Here is a 26,606-nt window from a genome sequence, read left to right as displayed (position 1 = left end):
CGGAGCGTCGGGCGGTGGCCCCACAAAGCGGTCGCACGTCGGTGCGGGGACCGCCGGGCGGCCGGGACGGCCGGCTCAGCCGCTCTCCACCTCGGCGGCGTACTCGCTCAGCGCGATCCGGTTCGGCAGGCCCGTCTTGCCGAGCAGGCTGGACACGTGCCGTTCCACGGTGCGCGGGGACAGGTGCAGCCGACCGGCGATCTCCCGGTTGCTCAGCCGCCCGACCAGCAGCCGCAGCACCTCGAACTCCCGCACCGTCACGCCCACCGACCGCAGGCCGGAGGGGATGTCGCCCGCGCCGGAGCGGCGCTGCGTCATGCGTACGCCCGCCTGGCGCAGCAGGGCCCGGCAGGCGCTGGCCACGGCCGGCACGTCGCTGCGGTGGAAGTGCTCCTCGGCGGCGCGCAGCCACTGCACCGGCGTGCCCCACCCGTCGGCGAGGGCCGCCTCGCACACCAGCCGCAACGCGAGGTGCCGGCCCATCGCGTACGGCGCCCCGGCCCGCATCGCCTCCGTCGCCGCCTCCGCCGCCTCCTCCGGCCGACCGGACCGGCCGAGCAGCACCGCCTTCGCGAAGAGGGCGAACTGCAGGTCCCAGCGCAGCCTGCTCGCCGAGTCGCCCTGCACCGCCTCGTACGCCGGCCAGCCGGCCTCGCCGGACGTGACCTGGAGCAGCAGGTGCAGGCCGTGCCGGCCGGAGAGGTGGAACACCGTCGGGCTCTGCGCCTCGGCGTGGAACGCGCGGGCCAGTTCGTCGAGGGCGCGGGGCCGGTCCTCCTCCAGCAGCGCGCAGAAGGCCCTGGCCAGCCCGTGTACGCGGGAGGCGTGCAGGGCCTGGTCGCCGCTCCACCGGCGGAACTCGGCCAGCGCGTGCTCCATCTCCCGGCGCCGCCCCTGGTGCGCGGCGAGCACGGCGCTGACCAGCAGCACGTACTGGGTGGTCTCCAGCAGCTTCAGCCGGGTGGTCGCGGCCAGCACCTGCTGGACGAGGGCACCCGCGGTGTCGAAGTCGCCCCGCAGCACCGCGTGCAGGGCGAGGCTGGCCTCCGCCTGGTGGCGCGCGGTCACCGCGCCGGCCTGGGAGGCCCGCTCCCGGGCCTGTTCGAGCCGGTCCAGCCGCGCGTCGCGCAGCGCGTCGTCGTTGCCGAGCCGGATCAGTGCGTGGATCTCCCAGATCGGCAGCCGGTGCTGCGCGGCGATCGCCAGGGCCCGTTCCAGGCACTGCGTCGCCTCCGCCGGATCGCGATGCCGGATCAACGCGCCGAGCAGCTGCCAGGCCTGGCAGGCCACCACCGGCAGGGGGACGGTCTCGGCGACGGTCGCTGCGCGGCGGGCCAGCGCCTCGGCGGTGGCGAGCTGGTCCTGCCCGGCGGTGTCCAGCACCAGGTGGGCGGCGACCACGTCGACCGGCGCGGTGTCCTCGGCGGCGGCGTCCGGGCCGAGCAGTGCGCGCGCCTGCTCCACCTGGGCCAGCCCCTCGGCCGAGCGGCCGGCGACCGTCGCGGCCCAGGCCAGCCGGGTGTGCAGCTGCGCCCGCCGGCGCGGATCGACGCCACCGATCTGGTCGAGGGTGCTGACCGAGGCGAGCGCCCGCTCGACCAGTCCCGCCTCCGCCAGGGCGTGCAGCAGGGCTTCGAGGGCGGCGGCCCGGGCCACCGGGTTCTCGCCGAGCAGGCCGATCGCGCGGTCCAGCAGGGCGACCGCGGTGGTGGCGCCGCCCTGCGCGATCGCCCGCCGGCCCGCCTCGGTGAACAGCCGACCGGCCGCCTCCGGGTTGTCGGCCTCCAGGTGCAGGGTGGCCGACACCTGGCACCATTCGCCCGGCAGGCCGGGGAAGACCGCCGCCACCGCGTCGGCCATCCGCTGGGCGAGCCGGGCGCGGTCGGCGGGGCCGAGGAGGCTGAGCAGCGCCTCCCGGGTCAGCCGGTGCCGGAAGGCGTACCAGTCGGTGAGCTGGTCGTCCACCGTGACCAGTCGCCCGGCGACGTCGCCGCACAGATGGTCGAGCACGTCGTGGTCGCTCAGCCCGGTGGCCGCCTGCACCACGGCCAGCGGGAACCGCTGGCCCAGCAGCGCGCCCATCGAGAGCAGCTCCCGGGCCTGGGGGCCGAGTTGCTCGACCCCCTGCGCCATGCCCCGCGCCAGGGTGCCCGGCAGGGCGGCGGGCAGCTCCTCGGACAGCCGCCAGCCCGCCGGGCCGCCGATCAGCAGCGCGCCGTCGACCATGCCGGCGACGAGTTCCTCGATCAGGAAGGGGTTGCCGGCACTGCCCGTCGAGACGAGGGCGTGCGCCGCCGCCGGCACCCGCTCCGGGTCGGCGTCGAGGCAGGCGCCGACCATCTGCCGCAGCGCGTCGTCGTCGAGGCGGCCCAGCTCGATGAGGGTGCACTGACCGCGTTGGGCGGCCGAGCGGGCGATCGTCGACGCCGCGCAGGGCTCCGCCCTGATCGCCCCCAGCAGCAGGGTCGGTTGCAGGGCGAGGTTGTCGATCAGGTACTCCAGCACGGTCAACGTCTCCGTGTCGGCGTCCTGGAGGTCGTCCAGCAGCATCAGGCAACCCCGCCCCGCGCCGGCCACGCCGGTCAGCCGGAGGACGGCCTCGGCGAGGATCACCAGGGACGCGTTCTCCTGGTCGGCCGGCGGCCGTCCCCAGTCGGGGACGAGCCGGCCGAGGATCGGGCCGTACGGCCCGAGCACGGTGGGGTCGACCGGCCCGGACCGCAGCAGCGACAGCAGCGCCTCGGTGAGGGGGCGCAGCGGCACCGCGGTGCCGATCGTGCTGCCCCGGCCCCGCATCACCCGCATGCCCGCCGCGGTGGCCAGCTCCGCGACCCTCGACGCGAGGCGGGACTTGCCGACGCCGCTCTCGCCCACCACGAAGACCGCGCCGCCCCGCCCCGCCCGCGCCGATTCGAGGCTGTCCAGCACCGCGCGCAGTTCGGCGTCCCTGCCGATGAACTTCGAGGAGCGGTACACACTGCGCACGCTATCCGAGGAGGCAGGCCTCGCCCAACGCGGTGCTGTCGACGCCGGTCCCCCGAACGGCTACCTTGCCGTCATCACATCGGCTTCTCGGGGCAGCAGGTCGTCAGCGGCGCGGCGTCCGCCGCCGCGCCGGCGTCACCGACGAGACCGCCGATCACCATGCCCACGGGCACGACCAGGCTGGCGAGGGCCGCCGCGCGGATCCCGAAGGTCACGACGGGCTGCAGCCACATCGCCCCGGCCGGGTCGTCGACGGGCGCCGCGGAGTCGGTCTCGTCGACACGGCACGGGGAGAGCTGGTTCTCGGACAACTGTCATTCCTCCTGTTGGTGACTTCGTGGGTCGTTACCGGAGCTGGCGGCTCCTCTGGAGATCGTCGTCGGTCGCCCGGCGGTCCTCAACCCGAGGTTCGCGGTTCAGGGGTCGGTTCCAGCAGCAGCACCGACGGCACCGGCCCGGCCCCGGAGAGCCGGAGCAGCCCGTACCCGATGCCGGCGAGGCCGGTGAGCAGACCGGGGGTGGGCACGTTGCCCGGGGTCCCGCAGGACGCCCCGTACCGGTCGACGGCGTCGAGGATCCGGCCGGCACGTCGCAGGGCCGCGCCACCGTCGAGGACAGCCGTCGCCTCGGCGACGCCCAGCTCGCCGTGGCAGAGGCTGAGGTCGTCGAGCAGCGGACGGTCGGTGGGCAGGCGTACCGCCTCGTCGGGGGCGAGGGCGTGGTGGGCGAGCGTCAGGCCGGCGGCGCCGCGACACCAGCCGTACCCCGCCGCCCCGTCGCCGCCGGGGGTGCCGGCCCGGCGCAGCGCGCGCCGGCCCGCCCGCGCGTACCGGGCGCCACCGGTGCGGGCGTGGCGGCCCAGCGCCCAGCCGATGCCGGCCACCCCGTCGGCGAAGCCCACCCCCGTCGGCAGCTCGTCCCGCTCGATCGCGTCCACGAGCCGGTCGGCCCAACCCCGGGCGAGTGACGCCGCCGGCGCGTGGCCCAGCTCGGCGTGCACCGCGTCCATGGCGGCGAGACAGCCCGCGCCGCCGTCGGCCCAGGCCACGGCCGCCGAGCCCGTGCTGGCGGCGGCGGCCAGGTCGACCGCCGCGCGGGCCTGCCCGGCGAGCCCGGGGTCGGCGAGCAGGGTGGACAGCCGGGCGAGCCCGTACGCGATGCCGCCGAGGCCGTACAGGCCGCCGGGGCCGATCGCGGCGACCAGGTCCGGGCGCGCGTCGAGCAGCTGGAACAGCCCCGGCACCCCGGCGACGGCCCGGTGGGCCAGCTCGGCGTAGCGGGCGGTGCCGGTCACCGAGGCGAGCTGGCCGAGGAAGAGGGCGACCCCGAGGTGCCCGTTCGCCAGGCCGGCCCCCATCGGCAGGACGAGCCACTGCCGGTCGTCGACCAGCTCCAGGCCGAGCCAGTTCACCCGGTCCGCGCCGGTCACGCTCCGGGTCTGGATCTCGTCGGCCAGCGCGCACGCCGCAGCGAGCAGGCGCTCCGGCGACGCGGCGACGTCCGCGACCGGCCGGGACGTCGGCGCCCCGGCGTGCCGGCCGTCGACCGGGCGCCGGGTCGCCAGCGTCGCCGCGACGATCCACTCCTGGTGCCGCCGGTCGGCCTCGCCCAGCGCGGCGATCTTGCCCAGCGCGGCGTCGAGCCCGCAGCGGGCCAGCGGCACGGGCAGCGGCTCGCCGCCCCCGGCGACCCGGGCGGTCCGGCTGCCCGGAGTGCCCTCGAACAGCGGGATGTCGCCCGCCCACAGCGCGGCGACCTCGTGCCGCGGGAACTGGGCGAGGAAGGGGTGCCCGGCCACGCTGGACCAGAGGACGCCGAACGCGCGGTCCCGCTCCAGCGCGTCGCCGAGCACGTCCGGGTGGGTGGTCTCGGTGAGCAGGGTGTGGTACGCCGACGTGGGCCGGGCGACCAGCCGTACCGGGACGTCGGCGCACGCCGCGACGAGTTCGGTGAACTCCCTGCGGTGCGCCCGGATCGTCTCGTACGCCTGCCGGAACCCCGCCCGCAGCGCCGGCTCGTGGGCGCCGGGATCGACCAGGGCGTCGCCGACGCGGGGGCGGTTGCGGCCGCCGGCGAAGTCGACGGCCCGCCGGGTCAGCCGCATCCGGTCGGTGCCCGGGTCGGCCCAGTCGAGCGCGCTGACGGGCGCGGTCCCGCCCCGGTCGCCGCCGACGCCGGACAGGTCCATCGCCCCCTGGTCGCCCACGACGATCACCGGTATCAGGCCGGTCCGGTGCACCGAGGCGGTCAGCAGGTCCGCAGCCGGGTCGCCGGTGCCCACCGGCTCGCCCAGCGCGGGGTGGAAGAGCGTCTCGGTGTCCACCACGACCGGTGTGTCGCCGGCGGCGATCAGGTTCTCGTAGTGCATGTCCGTGGCGTGCAGGGCGTGCAGCAGCGCGACCAGGGCGCCCTGCCGGCGGTAGAACCCGTCCGCCTGCCCCGGGTGGCGCAGCGCCGTCGCGTCGACGTACTCCGACCAGCCGTAGCCCGGTCGGGTCAGGGCGGCGACCCCGCGCAGCCCCAGCCCCGGCGCCCGCTGCTCCAGCCAGTCGACGAACCCGGTGAAGCGGACCTGGGAGGCCAGGTCGCGCGGCTTGTAGACGACGCGTCGGCCGTCCGCGAAGCGCAGCACGGTTGTCGTGCGGCCACCGGTGTGGGCGTCGCCCAGGTTGCTGCCGACCGCGACCAGCGGGCCGGGGTCGGCGCCGCCGAGCAGGGTGCCCACCAGGTCGTCGCGGTCGGCGACGAACCGGGTCAGGAGTTCGAGCCCGGACCGGGCGGCCGCCGTGCCGGCCTGCGCCAGCAGGCGGGCCAGCACGGGATAGCGGTCGACCAGCTCGGCCAGCCCGGCGGGGTCGCAGAGCTGGGCCACGAAGTCGGCGAAGCGGGCCCGGCCGTCGGCGCCGGCGAGCCGGCCGGCCGCCCCGCGCCGGTGCAGCTCCGAGACCAGCGTGCGGGCCGCGACGGCGAGCAGGCGGCGACCCAGTGCGGTGGCGAACTGGTCGGCCAGGGTGGCCAGGTCGACCGTCTTCTCCGTCGCGATCCGACGGGCCCCGTCGAGGAACCGGTCGGCGGCGACTGCCACGAACGGTCGCAGGGGCGCCGTGAGGGCGATCCGCCAGTCCGCCTCCTCGGCCGGCCGCCGCGGCTCGGCTGGGGCGGCCAGGGCCGCCTCGACGGTCTCCGCCCACGCCGGGCGGGTCGTCCTGGCGGCGAGCGCGGCCCGGTCCTCGGCCAGCAGGTCGCGCAGCCCCGCCTCGTCGAGGCCGACCTCGGCGAGCCGCGCCCCGAGGCCCGGCCCGTGCCCGTCCCGCCACCGGGCCAGCCGCCGGCCGGCGCCGTCCGCGCCGTCGGCGCTGCCTGTGCCGCCCATGCCGTCGGGACCGCGGCTAGCCGTGCCGGCTGCGCCGCGCGTGGTGCCGGCGGTGTCCGTGGCGTCCGCGTCTCGCGGTGCGTCGGCGGTGCGTCGGCCGGGGGCGCCCGGCGCGCGTTCGTGCAGCGCGAGCCCCGAGGCCCACCAGTGCGGGGCCAGCCGTACGCCGGAGCAGGCGTGATCGGTGGCGCCGGCCAGGGGAGTCGAGGTCACCGTTGCACGGTGCCAGAGCGGGGCGCGGAGTTCATGAGTGGAAACTACTCACATTCCTGCCCCGTTGCTGGCCACGCCGGTGCGCGTGGGCCCGCCCAGGTCCGCGGCCGGCGCGACCGGCCGGGCCGGCGGCGGCTCCTCGCTCCACGTGCGACCCGCCCCATCCTAGTCACGATCGGTGATCAATTGAACGGTCAGCGTGACGTGGGCGGGAAATTGAGTGCCGCCCACGCATGTGGACGCTGCCGGCGCCGATGAGTCTTCGGGCGACTGTTCTACCCGGGGCGGCGCGATGAACGGAGCCAGGATGGAGTTTCGGGTACTCGGGCCGGTGGGGGCCTGGAAGGGTGACTCGGAGGTGGCGCTGGACGGTGCGAAGCAGCGCACCGTGCTCGCGGCGTTGCTGCTCGCCGCTGGGCGTACCGTGCCGGACACCCGGCTGTGCGAGCTGCTCTGGGGGGAGCGCCCGCCGGCCACCTTCGCCGCCCAGCTCTACAACTACGTCTCGCGGCTGCGCAAGTACCTCGGCGCCGAGGTGGACATCGTCCGGCAGTGGTCGGGCTACCAGATCCGGACCGGCGCCGCCCGGCTCGACCTCGACGAGTTCGAGCGCCTGGCCGAGGCCGGTAGGGAGGCGTTGCGCGCCGGGCGGTACGCCGAGGCCGCCGAACGGCTGCACGCCGCCATGTCGCTGTGGCGCGGCCCCGCGTTGTCCAATGTGACCGAACACCTCGTGACGGCCGAGTCGCACCGGATGGCGGAGCTGCGGATGGCGGTCCTGGAGAGCCGGATCGAGGCCGACCTGCGGCTGGGACGCCACGTCCGGCTGGTCCCTGAGATCACCCAGCTCGTCGCCGAGCACCCGCTGCACGAGGGGCTGCGGGGCCACCTGATGACCGCCCTGCTGCACTGCGACCGGCAGGCCGACGCGCTGGCCGCCTACCACGAGGGCCGCCGGGTGCTCGCCGACGAACTGGGCGTCGACCCGGGGCCGCTGCTCACCGAGGCGTACCGGTCGATCCTCGCCGGCCCGCCGGCCCCGGCGGTCGTCGTGGAGCCGAGCTGGCACGGCGTGCGGCCCGCGATGCTCCCGCCCGGCGTCGGTGACTTCGCCGGCCGGGAGGAGGAGCTCACCGGGCTGCTCCGGGTGCTGACCGCCGAGCCGAGGGCCTGCCCGCCGGTCGCCGTGGTCACCGGGATGGCCGGCGTCGGCAAGAGCACGCTCGCCCTGCACGCGGCCCACCTCACCCGGACCGCCTTCCCCGACGGCCAGCTCTACGCCGACCTCGGCCGCGCGAGCGGCAACCCCGTCGAGCCGTACGACGTGCTCGGCTGGTTCCTGCGCAGCCTCGGCCACGCCGAGTCGGCGATCCCGAAGGGGCTCGACGAGCGGGTCCGGCTCTACCGCAGCCAGCTCGCCGGCCGGCGGCTGCTGGTCATGCTCGACGGCACCGCGGGCTACGCGCAGGTGAGCCCGCTGCTGCCCGGCGACCCCGGCTGTCAGGTCATCGTCACCAGCCGGCTCCGCATGCCCGAGCTGGCCGGCGCCACGTCGATCGAGGTCGGCACCCTCGACCGGCAGCAGGCGCTCGCGCTGCTCGGCCGGATCATCGGGGCGCAGCGGGTCGCCGAGGAGGCCGACGCGGCCGGCCGGATCGTCGAGCTGTGCGGTCGGCTCTCGCTCGGCGTCCGGGTCGCCGGATCCCGGCTGCTGGCCCGCCCGCACTGGTCGCTCGGGTACCTGGCGGACCGGCTCGCCGACGAGCGGTACCGGCTGGACGAGCTCCGGCTGGGCTCGATGGACGTCCGGGAACGGCTGGACAGCAGCTACCACCAGCTGGCCGACCAGGGCCAGCTCGCCCTGCGCCGGCTGGCGCTGCTGCGCACGCCGGCCTTCCCCAGCTGGTGCACCGCGGAGGTGCTGGGCGTGTCCCGGCACGCCGGCGAGGAGGTGGGGGAGAACCTGGTCGACGCCCGGCTGCTGGAGATCGTCGAGTCCGACGGCGGTCGGCGGCAGCGGTTCCGCTTCCACGACCTCGTGCGCGTCTTCGCCCGGGAGAAGGCCGACCAGGCCGACCGGGTGCTGGTGGCGGGCGCCGGGGCGCTGAGCGCGGTGGGGAACTGACCCGACGCCGGGACCGACCTTCTCGGCCGCGCCCGGGGTCCGGGCGCGGCCGGCGCTCGCCCCTGCCCGCCGTGACCAGCGCCGCCGGGCGCGCGGCGGGCCGGGACAGTAGAGAAGATATAGCCGCCGAGCCCATGGTGGCCTGGTGAACGCCCTGACATCGGCCGACTGCGCGACGGCCGTTCCCATCGACGTGGAGCACGTCGCACCCGACACGATCGTGGCCAGGATCCGCCCCGACCTCGGCGATCCGGTATTCGCCGGCCACTACCCGGGATTTCCGTTGCTGCCCGGGGTCCACATCTTCGAGTTCGTGCACCGGGCGGTCCGCGCCGCGGCCCCCGAGCTGGCGCTGGCCGAGATCGTCAGCTGCCGGTTCCTGCTGCCCTTCCGGGGCGACGACGAACTCGTCGTGACCATCCGCCGCAGCGGCGACCTGTGGCGGGGCGAGGTCGCCGCCGCCGCAGTGCCGGTCGCCGAGGTGCTGCTGCGCTACGCGAGCGAGGAGTGCGCACCATGATGGGGATCGAGGAGATCAGGCGGATCATCCCGCACCGGCCGCCGATGCTGCTGGTCGACCGGGTCACCGAGCTGGTGCCCCGGCGGCGGCTGGTGGGCTCGCTGACCGTCACCGGTGACCGGCCGCTGCCGATGTCGCTGCTGCTGGAGTCCTGGGGGCAGGCGGCGCTCGTGCTCATCCGGCACGACCGGCCGATGCCGGACGTGCTGACCGACGGCGTGCCGGTGGCCGGGGTCTTCGAGCGCATCCGGTTCGGCCGGCCGGTGCTGCCGGGGGAGACGGTGGAGCACCACGTCACCATGACCCGGCTGGTCGCCGACACCGCCTTCGTCACCGGCGAGAGCGTCGTCGGGTCCACCGTGGTGCTGCGGGTGGGCCGCCTGGTCGGTGCGATGCGGTCGGTGGAGTCCCTGCGCGCGTCCCTCGACGCGGCGACCCGGGAGCCCCACCCGGCGGCCCCCGCGCAGCCGGCCGGGCCGGCTCCGGTGGTGTCCGGGGCGGCGCGGTGAGCGCCGGTGGGCGGCCCGTCGCCCTGGTCACCGGCGGCTCCCGGGGGATCGGCCGGGCGGTGGTGCTGCGGCTGGTCCGCGACGGCTACGACGTGGCCATGTGCTACCAGTCCAGCAAGGACGCCGCCGACGAGGTCGTCGCGGAGGCGGCCCGCGACGGCGGGCGCGTGCTGGCGCTGGCGGTCGACGTCGCCGACCCCGCCGCGGTGCGGAACTTCGTGTCGACCACCGAGCGGGAGCTGGGCGACCCCGAGGCGGTGGTCACCGTCGCGGGGATCATCCGGGACCGGCCGCTGGCCCTGATGGCCGACGCCGACTGGCGCTCCGTGATGGAGGTGAACCTCGACGGCACCTACCACGTCTGCCGTGCGGTGGTCCGCCGGATGATGCGCCGGCGCAGGGGGTCGATCGTCACGGTCTCCTCGGTGTCCGGGGTGGCCGGCAACGCGATGCAGACGAACTACTCCGCCTCCAAGGCCGGGATCATCGGCTTCACCAAGGCGCTGGCCAAGGAGGTCGGCCGGTACGACATCCGGGCGAACGTGGTGGCGCCCGGCTACGTCGACACGGACATGATCGCCGCCCTCTCCGACGAGCTGGGCGCGATCGCCCGGGACCGGGTGGCCCTGGGCCGGCTCGGGCGCAGCGAGGAGATCGCCGACGTGGTGGCGTTCCTGCTCTCCTCCCGGGCGTCCTACCTGACCGGTCAGGTGGTCACCGTGGACGGCGGCCTGTCGATGTGACCGGCCGCCGGCCACGGCCGGCGGCCGGCCTCGGGTACCACGGTCCGAGCAGCCGGGTCAGGATCTCGGTGCGGTAGGCGTCCGCCCCGACCAGGATCCGGGCCCGGTTGCGGGCCACCCCGCGCAGGATGGCGCGGGCGGCCTGCTCCGCCGTGACGTCCACCGAACGCTCGAAGTGCTCCCGGACCGCCTGGTAGTCCCGCAACCCGTCGTTGCGGGCGTTGCGCATGATGTTCGTCCTGATCCGGCCGGGATGTACGCAGCTCACCCCGACCGGCACCCCGTCGGCCCGCAGTTCCTGCGCCACCGCCTCCGTGAAGCCCCGGACGGCGAACTTGGCGGCGTTGTACCCGCTCTGCATCGGCGCACCGGCCAGCCCCAGCACGCTGGAGACGTTGACCAGGTGGCCCCGCGACGCCGTCAGCAGCGGCAGGAACGCCCGGGTGCCGTGCACGACTCCCCAGAAGTCGACGTTCATGACCCATTCGAGGTCTTCCCAGGCCCCGTCGGAGACCGAGGCGAGCAGGGTCACCCCGGCGTTGTTGACGACCAGGTCGGCGCGGCCGAAGTCGCCCTCGACCCGCTCGGCGTGCGCCAGCACCGCGGCCCGGTCCGACACGTCCAGCTGGTATCCGCGCACCTGGCCGTCGCGGCCCGCGCAGCGCCGTACGGTCTCCCGTAGCCCCTCGTCGTCCACGTCGGAGACGGCGAGCCGGGCGCCCCGGGCGGCCAGCTCGACGGCGAGCGCGCGGCCGATGCCCGAGCCGGCGCCGGTGACCACCGCCACCCTGTCAGTGAAGTCTCTCATCCTGGACCTTCTCGATCGGCCTTCGGGCCTCGGCGGTCCGTGCCCGGCGCAGACTTCCGCCGCCGGCTATGGCATTCCTATGCCGCGTCGATATGTAGAGAAGCTATGAGGCGGCTGCCCGAGCCTTCTCCCGGCAGTCCTCGACACGGCTGCCGGCCGGGTTGACGAAGGGAGAACGATGTCGAGCATCTTCGGTTCGGCGATCACCGGGCTCGGCGCCTATCGGCCCACCCGCGTGGTCACCAACCCGGACATCGCACTGCGTACGGACGTGACCACGGAGTGGATCGAGGAGCGCACGGGTATCAAGACCCGGCACGCCGCCGGTCCCGGGGAGACCGTGCCGGTGATGTCGGCCGAGGCCGGCGCGAAGGCGCTGGCGATGGCGAACGTCGACCCCTCCGAGGTCGACCTGCTCATCCTGGCCACCGCCACCAAGCGGGACCGGATCCCGGGCGGCGCGCCGGAGGTCGCCCACCGGATCGGCATCCCCGCCACCGGCGCCTTCGACCTGAACGCCGCCTGCGCGGGCTTCGCCTACTCGGTGTCGGTCGCGTCGAACGCGGTCCGGCTCGGCGAGGCGCGCAACGTGCTGGTCGTCGGCGCCGAGCACCTCACCGAGTTCATCGACCCCGAGGACCCGGCGACGTACGTCATCTTCGGCGACGGCGCGGGCGCGGCGGTGATCTCCCGCTCCGGGACCGAGGGCATCGGCCCGGTGGTGTGGGGCAGCGACGGCCGGCGGGCCCCGATCCTCGGCACGAAGTGGGCCAAGGACGGCAAGGAGTACGCCTCGATGAACGGGCCGCTGGTCTACCGGTGGTCCACCAAGAACATCCCCCCGGTCGCCCGGGAGGCCTGCGCCCGCGCCGGGATCGACCTGTCGGAGATCGACTGGTTCGTGCCGCACCAGGCGAACCTGCGGATCATCGAGCAGCTCGCCGAGATCCTGGAGATCCCCGAGGAGAAGGTCGCCCGCGACGTGATCGACACGGGGAACACCTCGGCGGCCTCGGTGCCGCTCGCGCTGAGCCGGCTGCACGAGAGCGGCCGTACCAAGCCCGGCGACAAGGCGCTGCTGCTCGGCTTCGGCGCCGGCCTCGCCTACGCCGGCCAGATCGTCCGGATGCCCTGAACACCCTCCCGAAAGGACACTGACATGACCGTTGACCAGGTGGCCGCCGACGTCGAGCAGCTGACCCGCAAGCTGATGACCGAGGAGCCGGACCGGCCGATCTCCGCCGACGACACCTTCGTGGACCTGGGCCTCGACTCGCTCAAGCTGGTCGACCTGCTCGGCGCCGCCGAGATGCACTTCGACATCGAGGTGCCGGACGAGGAGGTCGGCAACTTCGTCCGCGTCCGGGACCTCACCGACTTCGTGCTCGGCGCCAAGTGAACGCCGGCGACGGGGACGCCCGGGAGCTGTCCGTCGGTCAGGCCGCGCAGTGGGCGCTGTACCGACTCGCGCCCGAGAGCTCGACCAGCAACGTGGTGACGGCCGTGCTCGCCGAGCCGGTCCTCGACACCGACGTGCTGCGGGCCGCCCTCGTCGCCGTCCAGGCTCGGCACGACCTGCTCCGGTCCCGGTTCGCCGAGACCGGAGCAGGACCGGTGCGGCTGGTCGACCCGGTCGGCTCGGGCACGATCGAGATCCGCGACGTCGGCGACGTGGACGACGAGACCCTGCGTGCGCTCATCCACGCCGTCGGCGAGCAGCCGCTCCGGCTCGAACAGGACGGCCCCCTGCGGGCGGTGCTGCTGCGGCGGGGCACGGACTGCGCGTTGGTGCTGGTCATCCACCACATCGCCACCGACGGGCTCTCCCAGTACCTGATCTGGCGGGACCTCGGCGACGCGTACCGGGCGGGTCGGGTCGGGGACCCGGTGGACTGGCCGACGCGGCCCAGCTACGACGAGTTCGTCGCCCGCGAGCAGGCCATGCTGGCCGGGCCCCGGCGCGCCGAGCTGGCCGAGCACTGGGCCCGCACCTGCGCCGGCGCCACCGCCGCCACCCTGCCCACCGACCGGCCCCGCTCCGCCACCCGCTCGTACCGGGGCGCGTCCGTGGCCCGGATGCTGCCGGACGACGTCGCCCGGCAGGTACGCGCCACGGCCGCCACCCTGGCGGTGACCCCGTTCACGGTCCTGCTCGGCGTCTTCGAGGCGCTGCTGCACCGGTGCACGGGGCAGGGCGAGTTCACCATCGGCTGCCCGGTCTCGCTGCGCCGGGGGAGGGCGCTGCGGGAGGTCGTCGGGATGCTGGTGAACCCGGTCGTGCTGCGGTCGTCGTTCACCCCGGGCACCACCTTCGCGACGGCGATCGCCGCCGCGGGACGCCAGCTCTCGGAGGGCGTGGCACGCGCCGCCTACCCGTTCCCCCTGGTCCAGGCGGCCCGCCGGGACCGGGACCCGCTGGTGCGGGTCACCATCACGCTGCTCACCCGGCAGCACGGCGACACCCTGTCCGACACCAGCAACGGATTCGTCGGGCACCGGGTCCGCCAGCTGGTGGTGCCGTACGACGAGGGGCAGTTCGACCTCGCCGTGACGGTGCACCAGCTGCCCGACCTGGCCCTGCGTACCGAGTTCAACTACGACCGGGACCTGCTCGACCGCGCCACCGTCGAGCGGCTCTTCGACCAGTATCTGGCCCTGCTCGGCGCGGCCTGCGCCGACCCGGCCGCGACGGTGGCCGACGCCCGCCTGGCCGGCGACGTCGACGAGCGGATGCTGCTCGAACTCGGCATGAGCTGAGCACCCCGGTCATCCGGCGCCCGTCGTCGACGGGTGCCGCACAGCGCCCGCACGGCGGTTGCGGGCGACCTTCCGTCAGCCCGGAGAGGGGGTTGAAATGGATCAGGGAATTCTCTCCACGGTCGGCAACACGCCCCTGGTGCGCCTGGACCGGTTGTTTCCCGAATTTCCCGCCCGGGCGTACGCGAAACTCGAACAGTTCAATCCGGGCGGGAGCATCAAGGACCGGGCCGCGCTGAACATGCTGCGCGGAAAGATCGAATCCGGCGAACTGGTGCCGGGACGGTCCGTGGTGGTGGAGTCCAGCTCCGGCAACCTCGCCATCGGCCTGGCCCAGATCTGCGCGTACTTCGGGATCCGGTTCATCTGCGTGGTGGACCCGAAGACCACCCGGCAGAACCTGGCGGTGCTGGCCGCGTACCAGGCCGAGATCGACATGATCGAGCACCCCGACCCGGTGACCGGCGAGTATCTCGCGGTCCGGCGCCGCCGCGTGCGCGAGCTGGTGGAGACCGTCCCCGGCGCCTACCGCCCGGACCAGTACACCAACCCGCTCAACGCCCGCGCCCAGCGGCAGACCATGGCCGAGATCATGACCGAACTGGACGGCCGGGTCGACTACCTGTTCTGCTCCACCGGCACCTGCGGCACCCTGGTCGGCTGCGCCGACTACCTGCGCGAGAACGGCCACCGCACCCGGATCGTCGCCGTCGACGCCGTCGGCAGCGCGATCTTCGGCCACCCGCCCGCGCCCCGGCTGATCCCCGGGCACGGCGCCTCGGTGGTGCCGCCGCTGGCCGCCAACGCCCGGCCGGACGAGGTGCTGCACGTCTCCGACCTCGACTGCGTGGTCGGCTGCCGGTTGCTGGCGGTCCGGGAGGCCATCCTCGCCGGCGGTTCCTCCGGGGCGACGGTGGCCGCGCTGCGGCGCCGCATGGCGGACCTGCCCGCCGGGAGCACCAGCGTCCTGATCTTCCCGGACAACGGCGACCGCTACCTCGACACCATCTACTCCGATCGCTGGGTGACCGAACAGTTCGGCGAGGTCAGCCACCTGTGGAAGGGCGAAAAATGCTGATCATCGGCCATGCCGTGGTCCGGGACGTGCTCGACGGCGACGAGGCCCGGGTCATCGACCTCGTCCGGCAGGCGTACCTCCTGCACGAGCAGAGCCGCACCAGCGTGCCGCACTCGGTCTTCCTGCGCTTCCCCGACAACGCCCGCAACCGCATCATCGGCCTGCCCGCGTACCTGGGCGCCGATCCGCCGGCCGCCGGCATGAAGTGGATCTCCTCGTTCCCGGCGAACATCGAGCGCGGCCTGGACCGCGCCAGCGCCGCCATCGTGCTGAACTCGCTGGAGACCGGCCAGCCCGAGGCGGTGATCGAGGGATCGGTCATCTCCGCCCGGCGCACCGCGGCCGGCGCGGCCCTCGCCGCGCAGCTGTTGACCGCCGAGCGCCGCCCGGACGCCCTGGCGCTGATCGGCTGCGGGCTGATCAACGAGCAGGTGCTGCGCTTCCTGACGGTGGCCCTGACCCCGCCGGCCTCGCTGGTGCTGCACGACACCGACCCCCGCCGGGCCGAGGCGTTCGCCGCCCGCGCGGCGTCCCTGCTGCCGGCCACGACGATCAGCGTGGCGGCGAGCGCCGAGCAGGCCCTGGCCGCCCACCGGCTGGTCTCGATCGCCACCACCGCCAGCGAACCGCACCTGGAGCTGACCGCCTGCCAGCCGGGGAGCGTGGTGCTGCACCTGTCGCTGCGCGACCTGCACCCCGAGGCGATCCTGTCGGCCCGCAACGTCGTCGACGACCCCGACCACGTGTGCCGCGAGCGCACCTCGCTGCACCTCACCGAGCAGCTCACCGGCGGCCGGGACTTCATCCACACCACCATCGGCCGGCTCGCCGGCGGTGCGGCGCTGCCCCCGGGCGACGGGCCGGTGGTGGTCTCGCCGTTCGGGCTGGGCGTGCTGGACATCGCCCTGGCCGAACACGTCCGCCGCACGGCGGCCGAGCGGGGCCTCGGCGTGCGGATCGACGACTTCACACCCGTACCGGCCGCCGCCGTGGCGACCGCGCGACCCACGAGGGAGAGAACATGAGCGACGACGACCGCAGCTACCTGGTGGTGCTCAACGACGAGGAGCAGTACTCGATCTGGTGGAGCGACCGGGCGCTGCCGGCCGGCTGGCGGGCCGAGGGCACCGAGGGCACCCGCGACGAGTGCCTCAGCCGGATCAACGAGCTCTGGACCGACATGCGGCCGAAGAGCCTGCGCCTGCGCATGGACGGCGCGTCCGTCTGACGGACCCCCGGCAGGCGTGACCCCCGGCCGTCCGCGATCGACCCCCCACCCCGGAGGAGCACCCCGATGAGCACCCCTCTGTCCACCCTGCCGGCCGCCGGAGCGGGCACGGTCGGTCCCGTCGTCCTGCCGGACCTGATCGCCCGCCAGGCCGCGGCGACGCCCGACGCGACCGCGGTGCTCGCCGGCGACGTACGGGTCGGCTACGCCGAACTCGACCGGCGCGCCAACCAGCTCGCCCGGCACCTGGTCGGGCTGGGCGTCGGTCCGGAGTCGACGGTCGGCGTGTACCTGCGCCGGGGGGTCGACCTGGTGGTCGCCCTGCTCGGGGTGTGGCGGGCCGGCGGCGCGTACCTGCCGCTGGACCCGGCGCACCCGGTGGACCGGCGACGGTGGATCGTCGCCGACACCGGGGTGGACGTCGTGCTCACCCAGAGCGACCTGCGCGACGACGCCCTGGCCGGGCCGTCGCACGTGGTCTGCCTGGACGCCGACCGGGCGCGGATCGCGGCCGGACCGGACACCGCGCCGCCGGTCCGCATCGACCCCGACAACGCGGCGTACGTCATCTACACCTCCGGGTCGACCGGCCGGCCCAAGGGCGTGGTCGTCACCCACGGGGCCATCGGCAACCGGGTGGCCTGGACGGTCCGGCAGCACGGCCTGTCGCCGGCGGACCGGGTGTTGCAGAAGACCGCGGTGAGCTTCGACGCGGCCGGCTGGGAGTTCTTCGCCCCGCTGATCTGCGGAGCCACGGTGGCGCTCGCGCCGGACGGCGCCGAACGCGACCCGGCGGCCCTGGTGGCGGCGGTCGTCCGGTCCCAGGCGACCGTGCTCCAGGGCGTGCCGTCGGTGCTGCAACTGGTGACGGAGGAGCCGGACTGGCCGAGGTGCACCTCGCTGCGCCTGGTCTTCTCGGCCGGCGAGCCGCTGCACGCCGAGCTGTGCCAGCGGTTGGCGGTGGCGCCCGGGACGCGGGTCTGGAACACCTACGGCCCGACCGAGTGCGCCATCGACGTGACCGCCCAGCAGGTCGACCTCGCCCAGCGCACCGGGCCGGTGCCGATCGGCCGGCCGCTGGACAACCTCCGCCTCCAGGTGCTGGACGCCAACCGGCGGCCGGTGCCGATCGGCGTGGTCGGCGACCTCTACGTGGGCGGGGCCGGGCTCGGCCGCGGGTACCTCCACCGGCCCGACCTGACCGCGGAGCGGTTCGTGCCGGACGAGTACGGGCCGCCCGGCGCGCGGCTCTACCGCACCGGCGACCAGGTCCGGTGGCGCTCGGACCGGAGCCTGGAGTTCGTCGGCCGCGCCGACGACCAGCTCAAGATCAATGGGGTACGCATCGAGCCGGGCGAGGTGGAGGCCGCGCTGGCCGCCCACCCCGACGTCCGGCGGGCGGTCGTCGTCGGCTTCGCCGAGCCCGGCGGCAGCCCCCGGCTGGCCGCGTACGTCGCCAGCCGACGCCCCCTGAGCAGCACGGAGCTGCGGGCCTTCCTGACCGACCGGCTGCCCGACGCCCTGGTGCCGGCCGTGTTCGTCCCGGTGGCGGAGTTCCCGCTGACCACCGGCGGGAAGGTCGACCGGGCCGCGCTGCCGCCCGTCGAGAGCACCGACCGCACGGCCTACCTGGCCCCGCGCAGCGACGCCGAGCGTCTGGTCGCCCGGCTCTGGCAGGAGCTGCTCGACGTCGACCGGGTGGGGGTGCACGACGACCTCTTCCAGCTCGGCGGGTCGTCGCTGGTGACAGTCCGCCTCGCCAGCCGCCTCGCCGCCGAGTCCGGCGTGCGCATCGAGCTGAGGGAGCTGCTCGCCGCGAGCACGGTCGAGGCGCAGGCCGCCCTGCTGACCGACGGCGACCCCGCGACGCCGGCGGTGGTCCCGGTGCCCCGCACCGGCGCGCTGCCGCTCTCCCCGGCCCAGCGGCGGCTGTGGCTGCTGGACCAGCTGCACCCGGGCAGCCCCGAGTGGGTGGTGCCGCTCTACCTGCGCCTGCCCGGCTCGCTGACCCCCGACACCGTACGGGCGGCGCTGAGCGCGCTCGAGGCCCGGCACGAGGCGCTGCGCACCCGCTACCTGACCCGCGACGGCGAGCCGCACCAGCGCATCGACCCGCCCGGCCCCGTCGACCTCACGATCCGCGACGCGACCGGGGCCCCGCTCGTCGACCTCGTCGACGCGCAGCTCGGCCAGGGCTTCGACCTGCGCACCGGGCCGCTGTGGCGGGCCACCCTGGTCACCTCGGCCGGGGCGGACCACCTGCTGCTGGTGGCGCTGCACCACATCGCCTCCGACGCGACCACCGCCGGGGTCCTGGAGCGCGACCTGCGGGAACTCTGCGCGGCCGGCGCCGCCGGCCGGGAGCCCGACCTGCCGGAGCTGGCGGTGCACTACGCCGACTACGCGGCCTGGCAGCGCCGGTACCTCACCGACGACCGGGTCGAGCGGGAACTCGGCTTCTGGCGCGAACACCTGGCGGGGGTGCCCGAGCTGACCCTCCCGCTGGACCGACCCCGGCCGGCCGAGCGCGACCCGCGCGGGGCGCACGTCGAGTTCGAGGTGCCGGCGGAGCTCGCGGAGAAGCTGACCGCGCTGGGCCGGCGCTGCTCGGCGACCCCGTTCATGACCATGCTGGCGGGCTTCGCCACGCTGCTGGCCCGCTACAGCGGGCAGTGGGACGTCGCCGTCGGCGCGCCCACCTCCGGTCGCCGCCCCGCCGAGGCGGAACAGATCGCCGGGGTCTTCCTCAACCCCGTGGTGGTGCGCTGCACCCTGGACCCGGCCGCCCCGTTCGAGGCGGCCCTGCGGGCCGTGCGGTCCCGTACCCTGGCCGCCCTCGCCCACCAGGACCTGCCCTTCGAGCGGGTGGTCGACGACCTCGTCGACGTCCGCGACCTCTCCCGCACCCCGCTCTACCAGGTGATGCTCAACGCCCAGGAGGGCGGCATCACCGGCCAGTCGACCGACGACGAGGCACTGCTGGACGCGCTGCGCCGGGCGGCCCGGATCGCCAAGACCGACCTCACGATGCACGTCTGGCCCCGCCCCGACGGCACCCTGGCCGGCAGCCTGGAGTACGCCACCGCCCTGTTCGACGAGCCGACCGTGCGGCGGATGGCCGAGCACTTCGTCCGGCTGCTCGCCGCGGCGGTGGCCGAGCCGGGGACCCCGCTCGACGACCTCGACCTGCTCTCACCGGGCGAGCGCCACCTGCTCCTGCACGAGGTGCACGGGCCCACCGTGCCCCGCTCCGCCGCGACCGTCTGCGACCTCTTCGAGGCCCAGCGACACCGGACGCCGGACGCGGTGGCGCTGCGGCACGGCGACCTCACCACCACCTACGCGGCCTTGGACGACCGGGCCAACCAGTTCGCCCACCACCTGCGGCGCTCCGGGGTCGCCCGGGGCGCGGTGGTGGCCGTGCTGCTGGACCGGGGCGTCGACCTGGTCGCGGCGATCCTCGGCGCCTGGAAGGCGGGCGCGGCCGTGCTGCCGCTCGACCCGTCGTACCCCGCCGGGCGGATCGGGCACATGCTCGCCACCGCCGGCGTGGAGCTGGGCGTGACCCAGGCGGCGTACGCGCCCAGGTTCACCGTGCCGACCCTGCACGTGGACACCCACCGGCTGATGGTCTGCGCCGGCCCCACCCACCGGCCGGACCGGGACACCGACCCGGAGGAGACGGCCTACGTGCTGTTCACCTCCGGCTCGACCGGCCGCCCCAAGGGCGTGGCGCTGCCGCACCGGGCGGTGTCCAACTTCCTCGCCTGCGCCGTCGAGACCGAGGCCCTGGGCGACCGGGGGGCGCGCGGGGGACGGGGCGACGGCGCGCCGCTGTTCACCACCATCGCCTTCGACCTCTCCATCCCCAACCTGTTCAGCCCGCTGGTCTCGGGTCAGTCGGTGACCCTGCTGCCCGCCGCCCTCGACATCGCCGAGCTGGGTGGCCTGCTCGTCAAGGCCGGCCCGTTCGACCGGTTCATCATGACCCCGCCGCACCTGGAACTGCTCACGGAGCAGCTCGACGACGAGCAGGCGGGTCAGCTCTCCGGTCTGGTCTGGACGGCCGGCGCGGCGCTGCGCAAGGAGATCGCCAACCGGTGGCTGGACCGGCTCGGGCCGGGCGGCCTCACCAACAGCTACGGGCCGACCGAGACCACCGTCATCATGACGGCCCACCCGGTCGAGACGCCGCAGACCACCGACATCGTGCCGATCGGCCGGGCGATGGCGAACACCACCGTCCGGGTGCTCGACGACGCGCTGCGGCTGCTGCCGGTGGGGGTCGTCGGCGAGCTGTACATCGGCGGGGAGTGCCTGGCCACCGGGTACGCCGGCCGGCCGGACCTGACCGCGGAGAAGTTCGTGCCCGACCCGTACGGGCCGCCGGGCAGCCGGCTGTACCGCAGCGGGGACCTGGTCCGGATGCGCCCGGACGGGGTGATGGACTTCGTCGGCCGGGCCGACGACCAGGTGAAGGTGCGCGGCTACCGCATCGAACTCGGCGAGATCCGCGCCGTCGTCGAGGAACACCCCGGGGTGACCCGGTGCGCGGTCATCGTCCACGAGGAGCGGCTGGTCGCCTTCCACCGGGGCGAGGCGCCCGACCTGGCCGCGCACTGCGCCCGGCTGCTGCCCGACTACATGACGCCGAGCCTGCTCGTGCCGGTGGCCGAGATCCCGCTCAACGCCAACGGCAAGGTGGACCGCGCCGCCCTGCTCGGCCTGCTCTCCGACGCCGTGACGACCGGCGCCGCCGGCACCGAGGACGGCCTCGTCGCGCCGCGCACGGTCGTCGAGGAACGCCTCTGCGCGATCTGGAGCGACCTGCTGGGCGTGCCCGTCGGCGTACGGCACAACTTCTTCGCCATGGGCGGGCACTCCGTGCTGGCGGGCCGGCTGGTCGCCGGCCTCCAGGAGGAGTTCGACCTCGACGTGTCGCTCCGGCTCGTCTTCGAGCACCCGACCGTCGAGGCGATGGCGGGCGCGGTGGAGGACCTCATCCGGGCCGAGGTGGACGCGCTGTCCGACGCCGACCTGACCGAAGACCTGCGGCAGACCAAGGAGCACCAGGCATGACCTCGACCGCGAACCAGCCCAACCTGCGCGAGTCGCTCGTCCAACGCCGGCTGGCGGGCCGGGCCGCCGGCCGGCGCGCCGGGATCCCGACCGTCGACCGCTCGGGCGACCTGCCGCTCTCCTTCGGCCAGCAGCAGATGTGGTTCCTCAACCGGCTGGACCCCACCAGCCCGGAGTACCTGGTCTCCTCGGCACTGCGGCTGCGCGGCCCGCTGGACCGGGCCGCGCTGGCCCGGGCGTGGGACGCCCTGATCGCCCGCCACGAGATCCTGCGCACCCGGTACGCGATGGCCGACCTGACGCCGGTGCAGGTCGTCGACGAGCCCCGCCCGCAGGAGCTGCCGCTGGTCGACCTCTCCGGGACGGCCGGGGCCGAGCGGGACGACCGGGTCGCCGAGGCGGCGGCCGAGCTGGCCGCCACCGGCTTCGACCTGGCCACCGAGTGGCCGGTACGGGCGACGCTGCTGCGCCTGGACGAGGCCGAGCACCTGCTGGTGCTGGTGATCCACCACATCGCCTGCGACGCGCCCTCCACGGCGGTGCTCCTCGGCGACCTGGCCGAGCTGTACGGCGCGTACGTCCGGGGCGAGTCCTCGCCGCTGGCGCCGCCGGCCGTGCAGTTCGCCGACTTCGCGGCCTGGCAGCGCGACCGGCTGCGCGGCGAGCCGCTGGAGCGGCACCTGGAGCACTGGCGCGACCGCCTCGCCGGCATCGCCCCACTGGAACTGCCGGCCGACCGGCCCCGGCCCCGCGTGCGCGACTGGCGGGGCGCCTCGGTTCCGTTCGCGCTCTCCGCCGACCTCTCCGCCGCGCTGCGCGAGATCGCCCGCGGCGCGGAGACCACCCTCTTCGTCACCCTGCTCACCGCCTTCCAGGCGCTGCTGTCGCGCTACACCGGCCGCACCGACATCCCCGTGGGCAGCGTGACGTCCGTGCGCGACCGCGCCGAGCTGCGCCACCTGGTCGGGTACGGGATCGACAACCTCGTCCTGCGGGGCAGTTGGACGGGGGACCCCACCTTCGCCGACCTGCTGCGCGGCACCCGCGCCACGGTGCGCGACGCCTTCGCCCACGCCGACGTGCCGTTCGCGCTGCTGGTCGACGAGTTCGAACCGGAACGGGACCTGTCCCGCACCCCTCTCTACCAGGTCGCCTTCACCCTGGGCGACGACGCTCCCGGCGGCGCCTGGCCGGCGGGCCTCGCCGCCGAGACGCTCTGGCTGCCCACCCGGGTCGCCAAGGTCGACCTGCAACTGCACGTCGTCGAGGGCGCCGACGGCCGGCTGCGCGGGCACCTGGAGTACGCGACCGCGCTGTTCGACGACGCCACCGTGCGGCGGATGGCCGACCACCTCGGCCGGCTGCTGGAGCACGTCGGGGCCGACCCGCACGCCCGGATCTCCGAGCTGCGCATCCTCGACGACGCCGAGCTCGCGGCGGCGACCCCCGCCCCGGCCCGCCCCGCCGCACCCGTGACTGAGACGGTGCACGGCGTCTTCGCCGCCACCGCCGCCGCGCACTCCGCCGCGACCGCCGTCGTGGACGGCGCGCGACGCTGGACGTACGCCGAACTGGACGCCACCGCGAACCGGCTCGCGCACCACCTGCGGGCCCTCGGCGCCGGCCCGGAGCGGCTGGTCGCGGTCTGCCTGGACCGCCGCGCGGAGCTGGTCGCCACCCTGCTGGGCGTGCTGAAGTCCGGGTCGGCGTACCTGCCGGTGGAGCCCGGCGTCCCCGCCGACCGGCTCGACTTCATGCTGACCGACGCCGGCGCGCGGATCGTGGTGACCACCGAGGCCCACCGGGAGCGGTTCGCCGACTTCGACGGCGCCGTGGTGGTGCTGGACGACCCCGGGCACGCCGGGGAGATCGCCGGGCGCCCCGGCACCGACACGGGCGTCGCCGTCGACCCCGAGAACCTGATCTACGTCATCTACACCTCCGGGTCGACCGGCCGCCCCAAGGGCGTCTTCCTGACCCACGCCAACGTGCTGCGCCTGACGACCGTGGCGCAGGACGACCTGAACTTCGGCCCCGCCGACGTGTGGCCGCTGTTCCACTCGTACGCCTTCGACGTGTCGGTGTGGGAGCTGTGGGGCGCGCTGCTGCACGGCGGCCGGCTGGTGATCGTGCCCCGCGAGGTCACCCGTTCCCCCGGCGACCTGCTCGACCTGCTCGTCGAGGAGCAGGTCACCGTGCTCAACCAGACCCCGACGGCCTTCCGCGGCCTGGTGGGACTGGCCCGCGACGGCGACCCCCGCGTCGACCGGCTCGCGCTGCGCGCGGTCATCTTCGCCGGCGAGAAGCTGGAGTACGGCGACCTCGGCCCCTGGGTGGCCCGGCGCGGACTGGCCGCGCCCCGGCTGCTCAACCTCTACGGGATCACCGAGATCACGGTGCACGCCACCTACTACGAGGTGCGCCCCGACGACCTGGCCGGCACCGCCAACCCGGTCGGCGTCCCGCTGGCCGACCTGAGCATCCACCTGCTCGACCCGTACGGCAACCCGGTCCCGGTCGGCGTCACCGGCGAGATCCACGTCGGCGGGCCCGGCGTGGCCCGGGGCTACCTCAACCGGCCCGAGCTGACCGCCCAGCGGTTCGTGCCCGACCCGTTCGGCCCGCCCGGCGCCCGCCTCTACCGCAGCGGCGACCTGGCCCGCCGGCGCGCCGACGGCAGCCTGGAGTTCGTCGGCCGCATCGACGACCAGGTGAAGATCCGGGGCTACCGGGTCGAGCTGGGCGAGATCGAGGCCGCCATCTCGGCCCTGCCCGGGGTGCGCGAGGCCGTGGTCGTCGTCCGCGAGGACACCCCCGGCGACCGGCGCCTGGTGGCGTACTCGGTCGTCGACGAGCAGGCGGAGCTGCCCCGGCCGGGGCAGGTGCGCGCGGCGCTGGCCCGCACCCTGCCCGAGTACATGATCCCGTCGGCGTTCGTCCCGCTGGCCCGGCTGCCGCTGACCGTCAACGGCAAGCTCGACAAGCGGGCGCTGCCGGCGCCCGACCGGGCCGTCACCGCCACCGACCGGCCCTACCTGGCGCCGCGTACGGAGGTGGAGGAACGGCTCGCCGCGATCTGGGCCGAGCTGCTCGGCCTGGAGCGGGTCGGCGTCGAGGACGGCTTCTTCGACGTCGGCGGCGACTCGATCCGCGCCGTGGCGCTCGCCGCCGCCATCCGGGCCGGCGGCTTCGACGTGCAGGTGCGCGACCTCTTCGAGCGCCGCAGCATCGCCGAGCTGGCGGAGTTCCTCACCGGCCGCCCCGCGCCGGCCGCGCCGGAGCCGGCCGTCGCGCCGTTCGCGCTGATCTCCGAGGCCGACCGGGCCGCGCTGCCCGACGGCGTCGTCGACGCGTACCCGTGCACGCAGGTGCAGCTCGGCATGCTCGCGGAGATGCTCGCCGACGAGCACAACCACTACCTCAACGCCACCACCTACCGCATCCCCGACGTCGGCGAGTTCTCGCTCGACGCGTTCCGGGAGGCCGCCGCGCTGCTGGTGCGGCGGCACGAGGTGCTGCGCACCTCGTTCGACCTGACCGGCTACTCGGTGCCGATGCAGCTCGTGCACGCCACCGCCGAGATGCGGGTCGGCATGGACCGGGCGCGCGCCGACGACCGGGCCGGCCTGGAGCGGGAGCTGCGCGACTTCATCGCCGCCGAGCGGGCCGACATGTTCGACCTCGGCGAGCCGGCGCTGTTCCGGCTGCACGCGCGCGTCTGCGCGGACGGGAGCTGGTGGCTCACCCTCACCGAGTGCCATCCGATCATGGACGGCTGGAGCTACCACTCGCTGATGATGGAGCTGGTCGGCGCGTACCACCGGATCCGCGACGGGCTGCCGGTCGAGCCGCGCCCGGCGCCGCCGGTGCGCTTCGCCGACGCGGTCGCCGCCGAGCTGCGCTCCACGGGCGAGGGGACGGACCGCGCCTTCTGGCACGACCGGGTCGCCGGCCGGGACCGGTTCGTGCTGCCCGAGGGCTGGGGCGACCCGACCGCCGCCGACGGCGCCCAGTACGACCACTGGGTGCCGCTGCACGACCTGGAGCCCGGCCTGCGGGCGCTGGCCCGCGAGACCGGGGTGCCGTTCAAGTCGGTGATGCTGGCCGCGCACCTGAAGGTGATGAGCCAGCTCACCGGGTCGGGGTCGTTCTTCACCGGGCTGGTGTCCAACATCCGCCCCGAGGTCGCCGGCGCCGACCGGGTCTACGGCATGCACCTGAACACGGTGCCGTTCGTGCACGACGCGGGCGCGCGGACCTGGCGGGAGCTGATCGGGCGGACGTTCGCCGGGGAGCTGGAGCTGTGGCCGCACCGCCGGTACCCGCTGCCGGTGCTCCAGCGGGAGGTCGGCGACGGCGGCCGGATGCTGGATGTCCGGTTCAGCTTCCACGACTTCCACCAGATCGACACCGACGAGATCGACTACGCCGACTCGATCGACGACAGCCCCAACGAGTTCCCGCTCGGCGTGATCAGCCGCCTCGGCTTCCTCACGCTGGAGGCCAACCTGCGCCACCTCGGCGTGCCGCAGGTCGCCCGCCTCGGTGGCATGTACCGGGCGGTGCTGGAGGCCATGGTGGCCGACGTGGACGGTGACGCGTCGGTGACGTGTCTGCCTCCGGGTGAGGCGTCGGTGGTGCTGGCCGACGGGGCGTCGGCGGTGGAGCCGGTGTCGCGTTCGGTGCTGGACGAGTTCGAGGCGCGGGCGGCGGAGACGCCGTCGGCGGAGGCCGTGTCGGTGCCGGGCGGCGCGGGGATCGACTTCGCGGAGCTGGACGCCCGGGCCGGGCAGGTCGCCCGCTGGTTGGCCGCCCGGGGTGTGGGTGCCGGTGCGGTGGTGGGTGTGCTGCTGGACCGTGGTGTGGAGTTGGTGGCGTCGATGCTGGGGGTGTGGAAGGCGGGTGCGGCGTTCGTGCCGGTGGATCCGTCGTACCCGCCGGGTCGCATCGCGGCGATGCTCGCTGACGCGGGTGCCCGGGTCGCGGTCACCTCGCAGCGGTACGCGGACCGGTTCGCCCCCGTCGGCGTGGAGGTCGTGCGCGTCGAGGAGATCGAGGAGATGGACGCGCCGCTGCCGGCCCGCGCCACGGGTCTCGACGAGTTGGCGTATGTGATTTTCACGTCGGGGTCGACGGGTCGGCCGAAGGGTGTGCAGGTGTCGCACCGGGGGTTGGCGAATCATGTGCG

The 26,606-nt window shown here is 75.1% G+C and carries 16 protein-coding genes; 12 read left to right on the top strand and 4 right to left on the bottom strand.

Annotated features, from left to right (window positions below):
- Positions 1–75: 75 nt before the first annotated feature.
- From AB0B83_RS22665 to AB0B83_RS22655, 3 genes are all read right to left on the bottom strand, one after another.
- Positions 76–2,976 carry an AAA family ATPase gene (locus AB0B83_RS22665; RefSeq protein ID WP_357579839.1) on the bottom strand — a complete coding sequence of 967 codons (2,901 nt, stop codon included), beginning with the start codon at positions 2,974–2,976 and terminating at the stop codon, positions 76–78.
- A gap of 83 nt (positions 2,977–3,059) precedes the next feature.
- Entirely contained in the window at positions 3,060–3,296 is a 237-nt protein-coding gene (locus AB0B83_RS22660) for a hypothetical protein (protein ID WP_357579838.1), read from the bottom strand.
- 86 nt (positions 3,297–3,382) lie between these two features.
- Positions 3,383–6,571, bottom strand: coding sequence for a type 2 lanthipeptide synthetase LanM family protein (locus AB0B83_RS22655; protein ID WP_357579837.1), 3,189 nt, complete (start codon positions 6,569–6,571; stop codon positions 3,383–3,385).
- A gap of 307 nt (positions 6,572–6,878) precedes the next feature.
- Between AB0B83_RS22655 and AB0B83_RS22650 the strand changes: the two genes are divergently transcribed.
- The 4 genes from AB0B83_RS22650 (at position 6,879) to AB0B83_RS22635 (ending at position 10,468) form a co-directional block, all read left to right on the top strand.
- On the top strand, positions 6,879–8,696 hold the full coding sequence (locus AB0B83_RS22650; protein WP_357579836.1) for a BTAD domain-containing putative transcriptional regulator: 1,818 nt from the start codon (positions 6,879–6,881) through the stop codon (positions 8,694–8,696).
- 145 nt (positions 8,697–8,841) lie between these two features.
- Positions 8,842–9,216 (top strand): hypothetical protein, encoded by a 375-nt coding sequence (locus AB0B83_RS22645; RefSeq protein WP_357579835.1) that lies wholly within the window; start codon positions 8,842–8,844, stop codon positions 9,214–9,216.
- Positions 9,213–9,725 carry a beta-hydroxyacyl-ACP dehydratase gene (locus tag AB0B83_RS22640; RefSeq protein ID WP_357579834.1) on the top strand — a complete coding sequence of 171 codons (513 nt, stop codon included), beginning with the start codon at positions 9,213–9,215 and terminating at the stop codon, positions 9,723–9,725. Before AB0B83_RS22645 ends, AB0B83_RS22640 begins: the two co-directional genes overlap by 4 nt.
- Positions 9,722–10,468, top strand: coding sequence for an SDR family NAD(P)-dependent oxidoreductase (locus tag AB0B83_RS22635; protein ID WP_311410390.1), 747 nt, complete (start codon positions 9,722–9,724; stop codon positions 10,466–10,468). Before AB0B83_RS22640 ends, AB0B83_RS22635 begins: the two co-directional genes overlap by 4 nt.
- On the opposite strand, the gene AB0B83_RS22630 is transcribed toward AB0B83_RS22635, so the two are convergent.
- Positions 10,440–11,276: an SDR family NAD(P)-dependent oxidoreductase gene (locus AB0B83_RS22630; RefSeq protein ID WP_357579833.1), complete on the bottom strand. Its 837-nt coding sequence runs from the start codon at positions 11,274–11,276 to the stop codon at positions 10,440–10,442. The genes AB0B83_RS22635 and AB0B83_RS22630 overlap by 29 nt on opposite strands.
- A gap of 178 nt (positions 11,277–11,454) precedes the next feature.
- Here AB0B83_RS22630 and AB0B83_RS22625 point away from each other — a divergent pair, with 178 nt between their 5' ends.
- The 8 genes from AB0B83_RS22625 to AB0B83_RS22590 all read left to right on the top strand — a co-directional run.
- On the top strand, positions 11,455–12,411 hold the full coding sequence (locus AB0B83_RS22625) for a beta-ketoacyl-ACP synthase III (RefSeq protein WP_151456122.1): 957 nt from the start codon (positions 11,455–11,457) through the stop codon (positions 12,409–12,411).
- Between the two features lie 24 nt (positions 12,412–12,435).
- A complete protein-coding gene (locus AB0B83_RS22620) occupies positions 12,436–12,675 on the top strand; it encodes an acyl carrier protein (protein WP_132240744.1) in 240 nt (79 codons plus the stop codon).
- On the top strand, positions 12,672–14,033 hold the full coding sequence (locus AB0B83_RS22615) for a condensation domain-containing protein (RefSeq protein ID WP_357579832.1): 1,362 nt from the start codon (positions 12,672–12,674) through the stop codon (positions 14,031–14,033). Before AB0B83_RS22620 ends, AB0B83_RS22615 begins: the two co-directional genes overlap by 4 nt.
- A 97-nt stretch (positions 14,034–14,130) precedes the next feature.
- Positions 14,131–15,111, top strand: coding sequence for a 2,3-diaminopropionate biosynthesis protein SbnA (gene sbnA, locus AB0B83_RS22610; RefSeq protein ID WP_132240746.1), 981 nt, complete (start codon positions 14,131–14,133; stop codon positions 15,109–15,111).
- A complete protein-coding gene (gene sbnB, locus AB0B83_RS22605) occupies positions 15,105–16,136 on the top strand; it encodes a 2,3-diaminopropionate biosynthesis protein SbnB (RefSeq protein ID WP_357579831.1) in 1,032 nt (343 codons plus the stop codon). The genes sbnA and sbnB overlap by 7 nt, the downstream gene beginning before the upstream one ends.
- Positions 16,133–16,339, top strand: a complete 207-nt coding sequence (locus AB0B83_RS22600; RefSeq protein WP_121401347.1) for an MbtH family NRPS accessory protein — start codon at positions 16,133–16,135, stop codon at positions 16,337–16,339. The genes sbnB and AB0B83_RS22600 overlap by 4 nt, the downstream gene beginning before the upstream one ends.
- A gap of 66 nt (positions 16,340–16,405) precedes the next feature.
- Positions 16,406–21,418, top strand: a complete 5,013-nt coding sequence (locus AB0B83_RS22595) for an amino acid adenylation domain-containing protein (RefSeq protein ID WP_357579830.1) — start codon at positions 16,406–16,408, stop codon at positions 21,416–21,418.
- Positions 21,415–26,606, top strand: a 5,192-nt coding sequence (locus tag AB0B83_RS22590) for an amino acid adenylation domain-containing protein (protein ID WP_357579829.1), incomplete at its 3' end; no start/stop codon positions are given. The genes AB0B83_RS22595 and AB0B83_RS22590, both read left to right, overlap by 4 nt.

It is taken from the genome of Micromonospora sp. NPDC049060 (assembly GCF_040649055.1).
Classification (GTDB): Bacteria; Actinomycetota; Actinomycetes; order Mycobacteriales; family Micromonosporaceae; genus Micromonospora; species Micromonospora reichwaldensis.
This window is presented reverse-complemented; position numbering and strand designations above follow the sequence as displayed.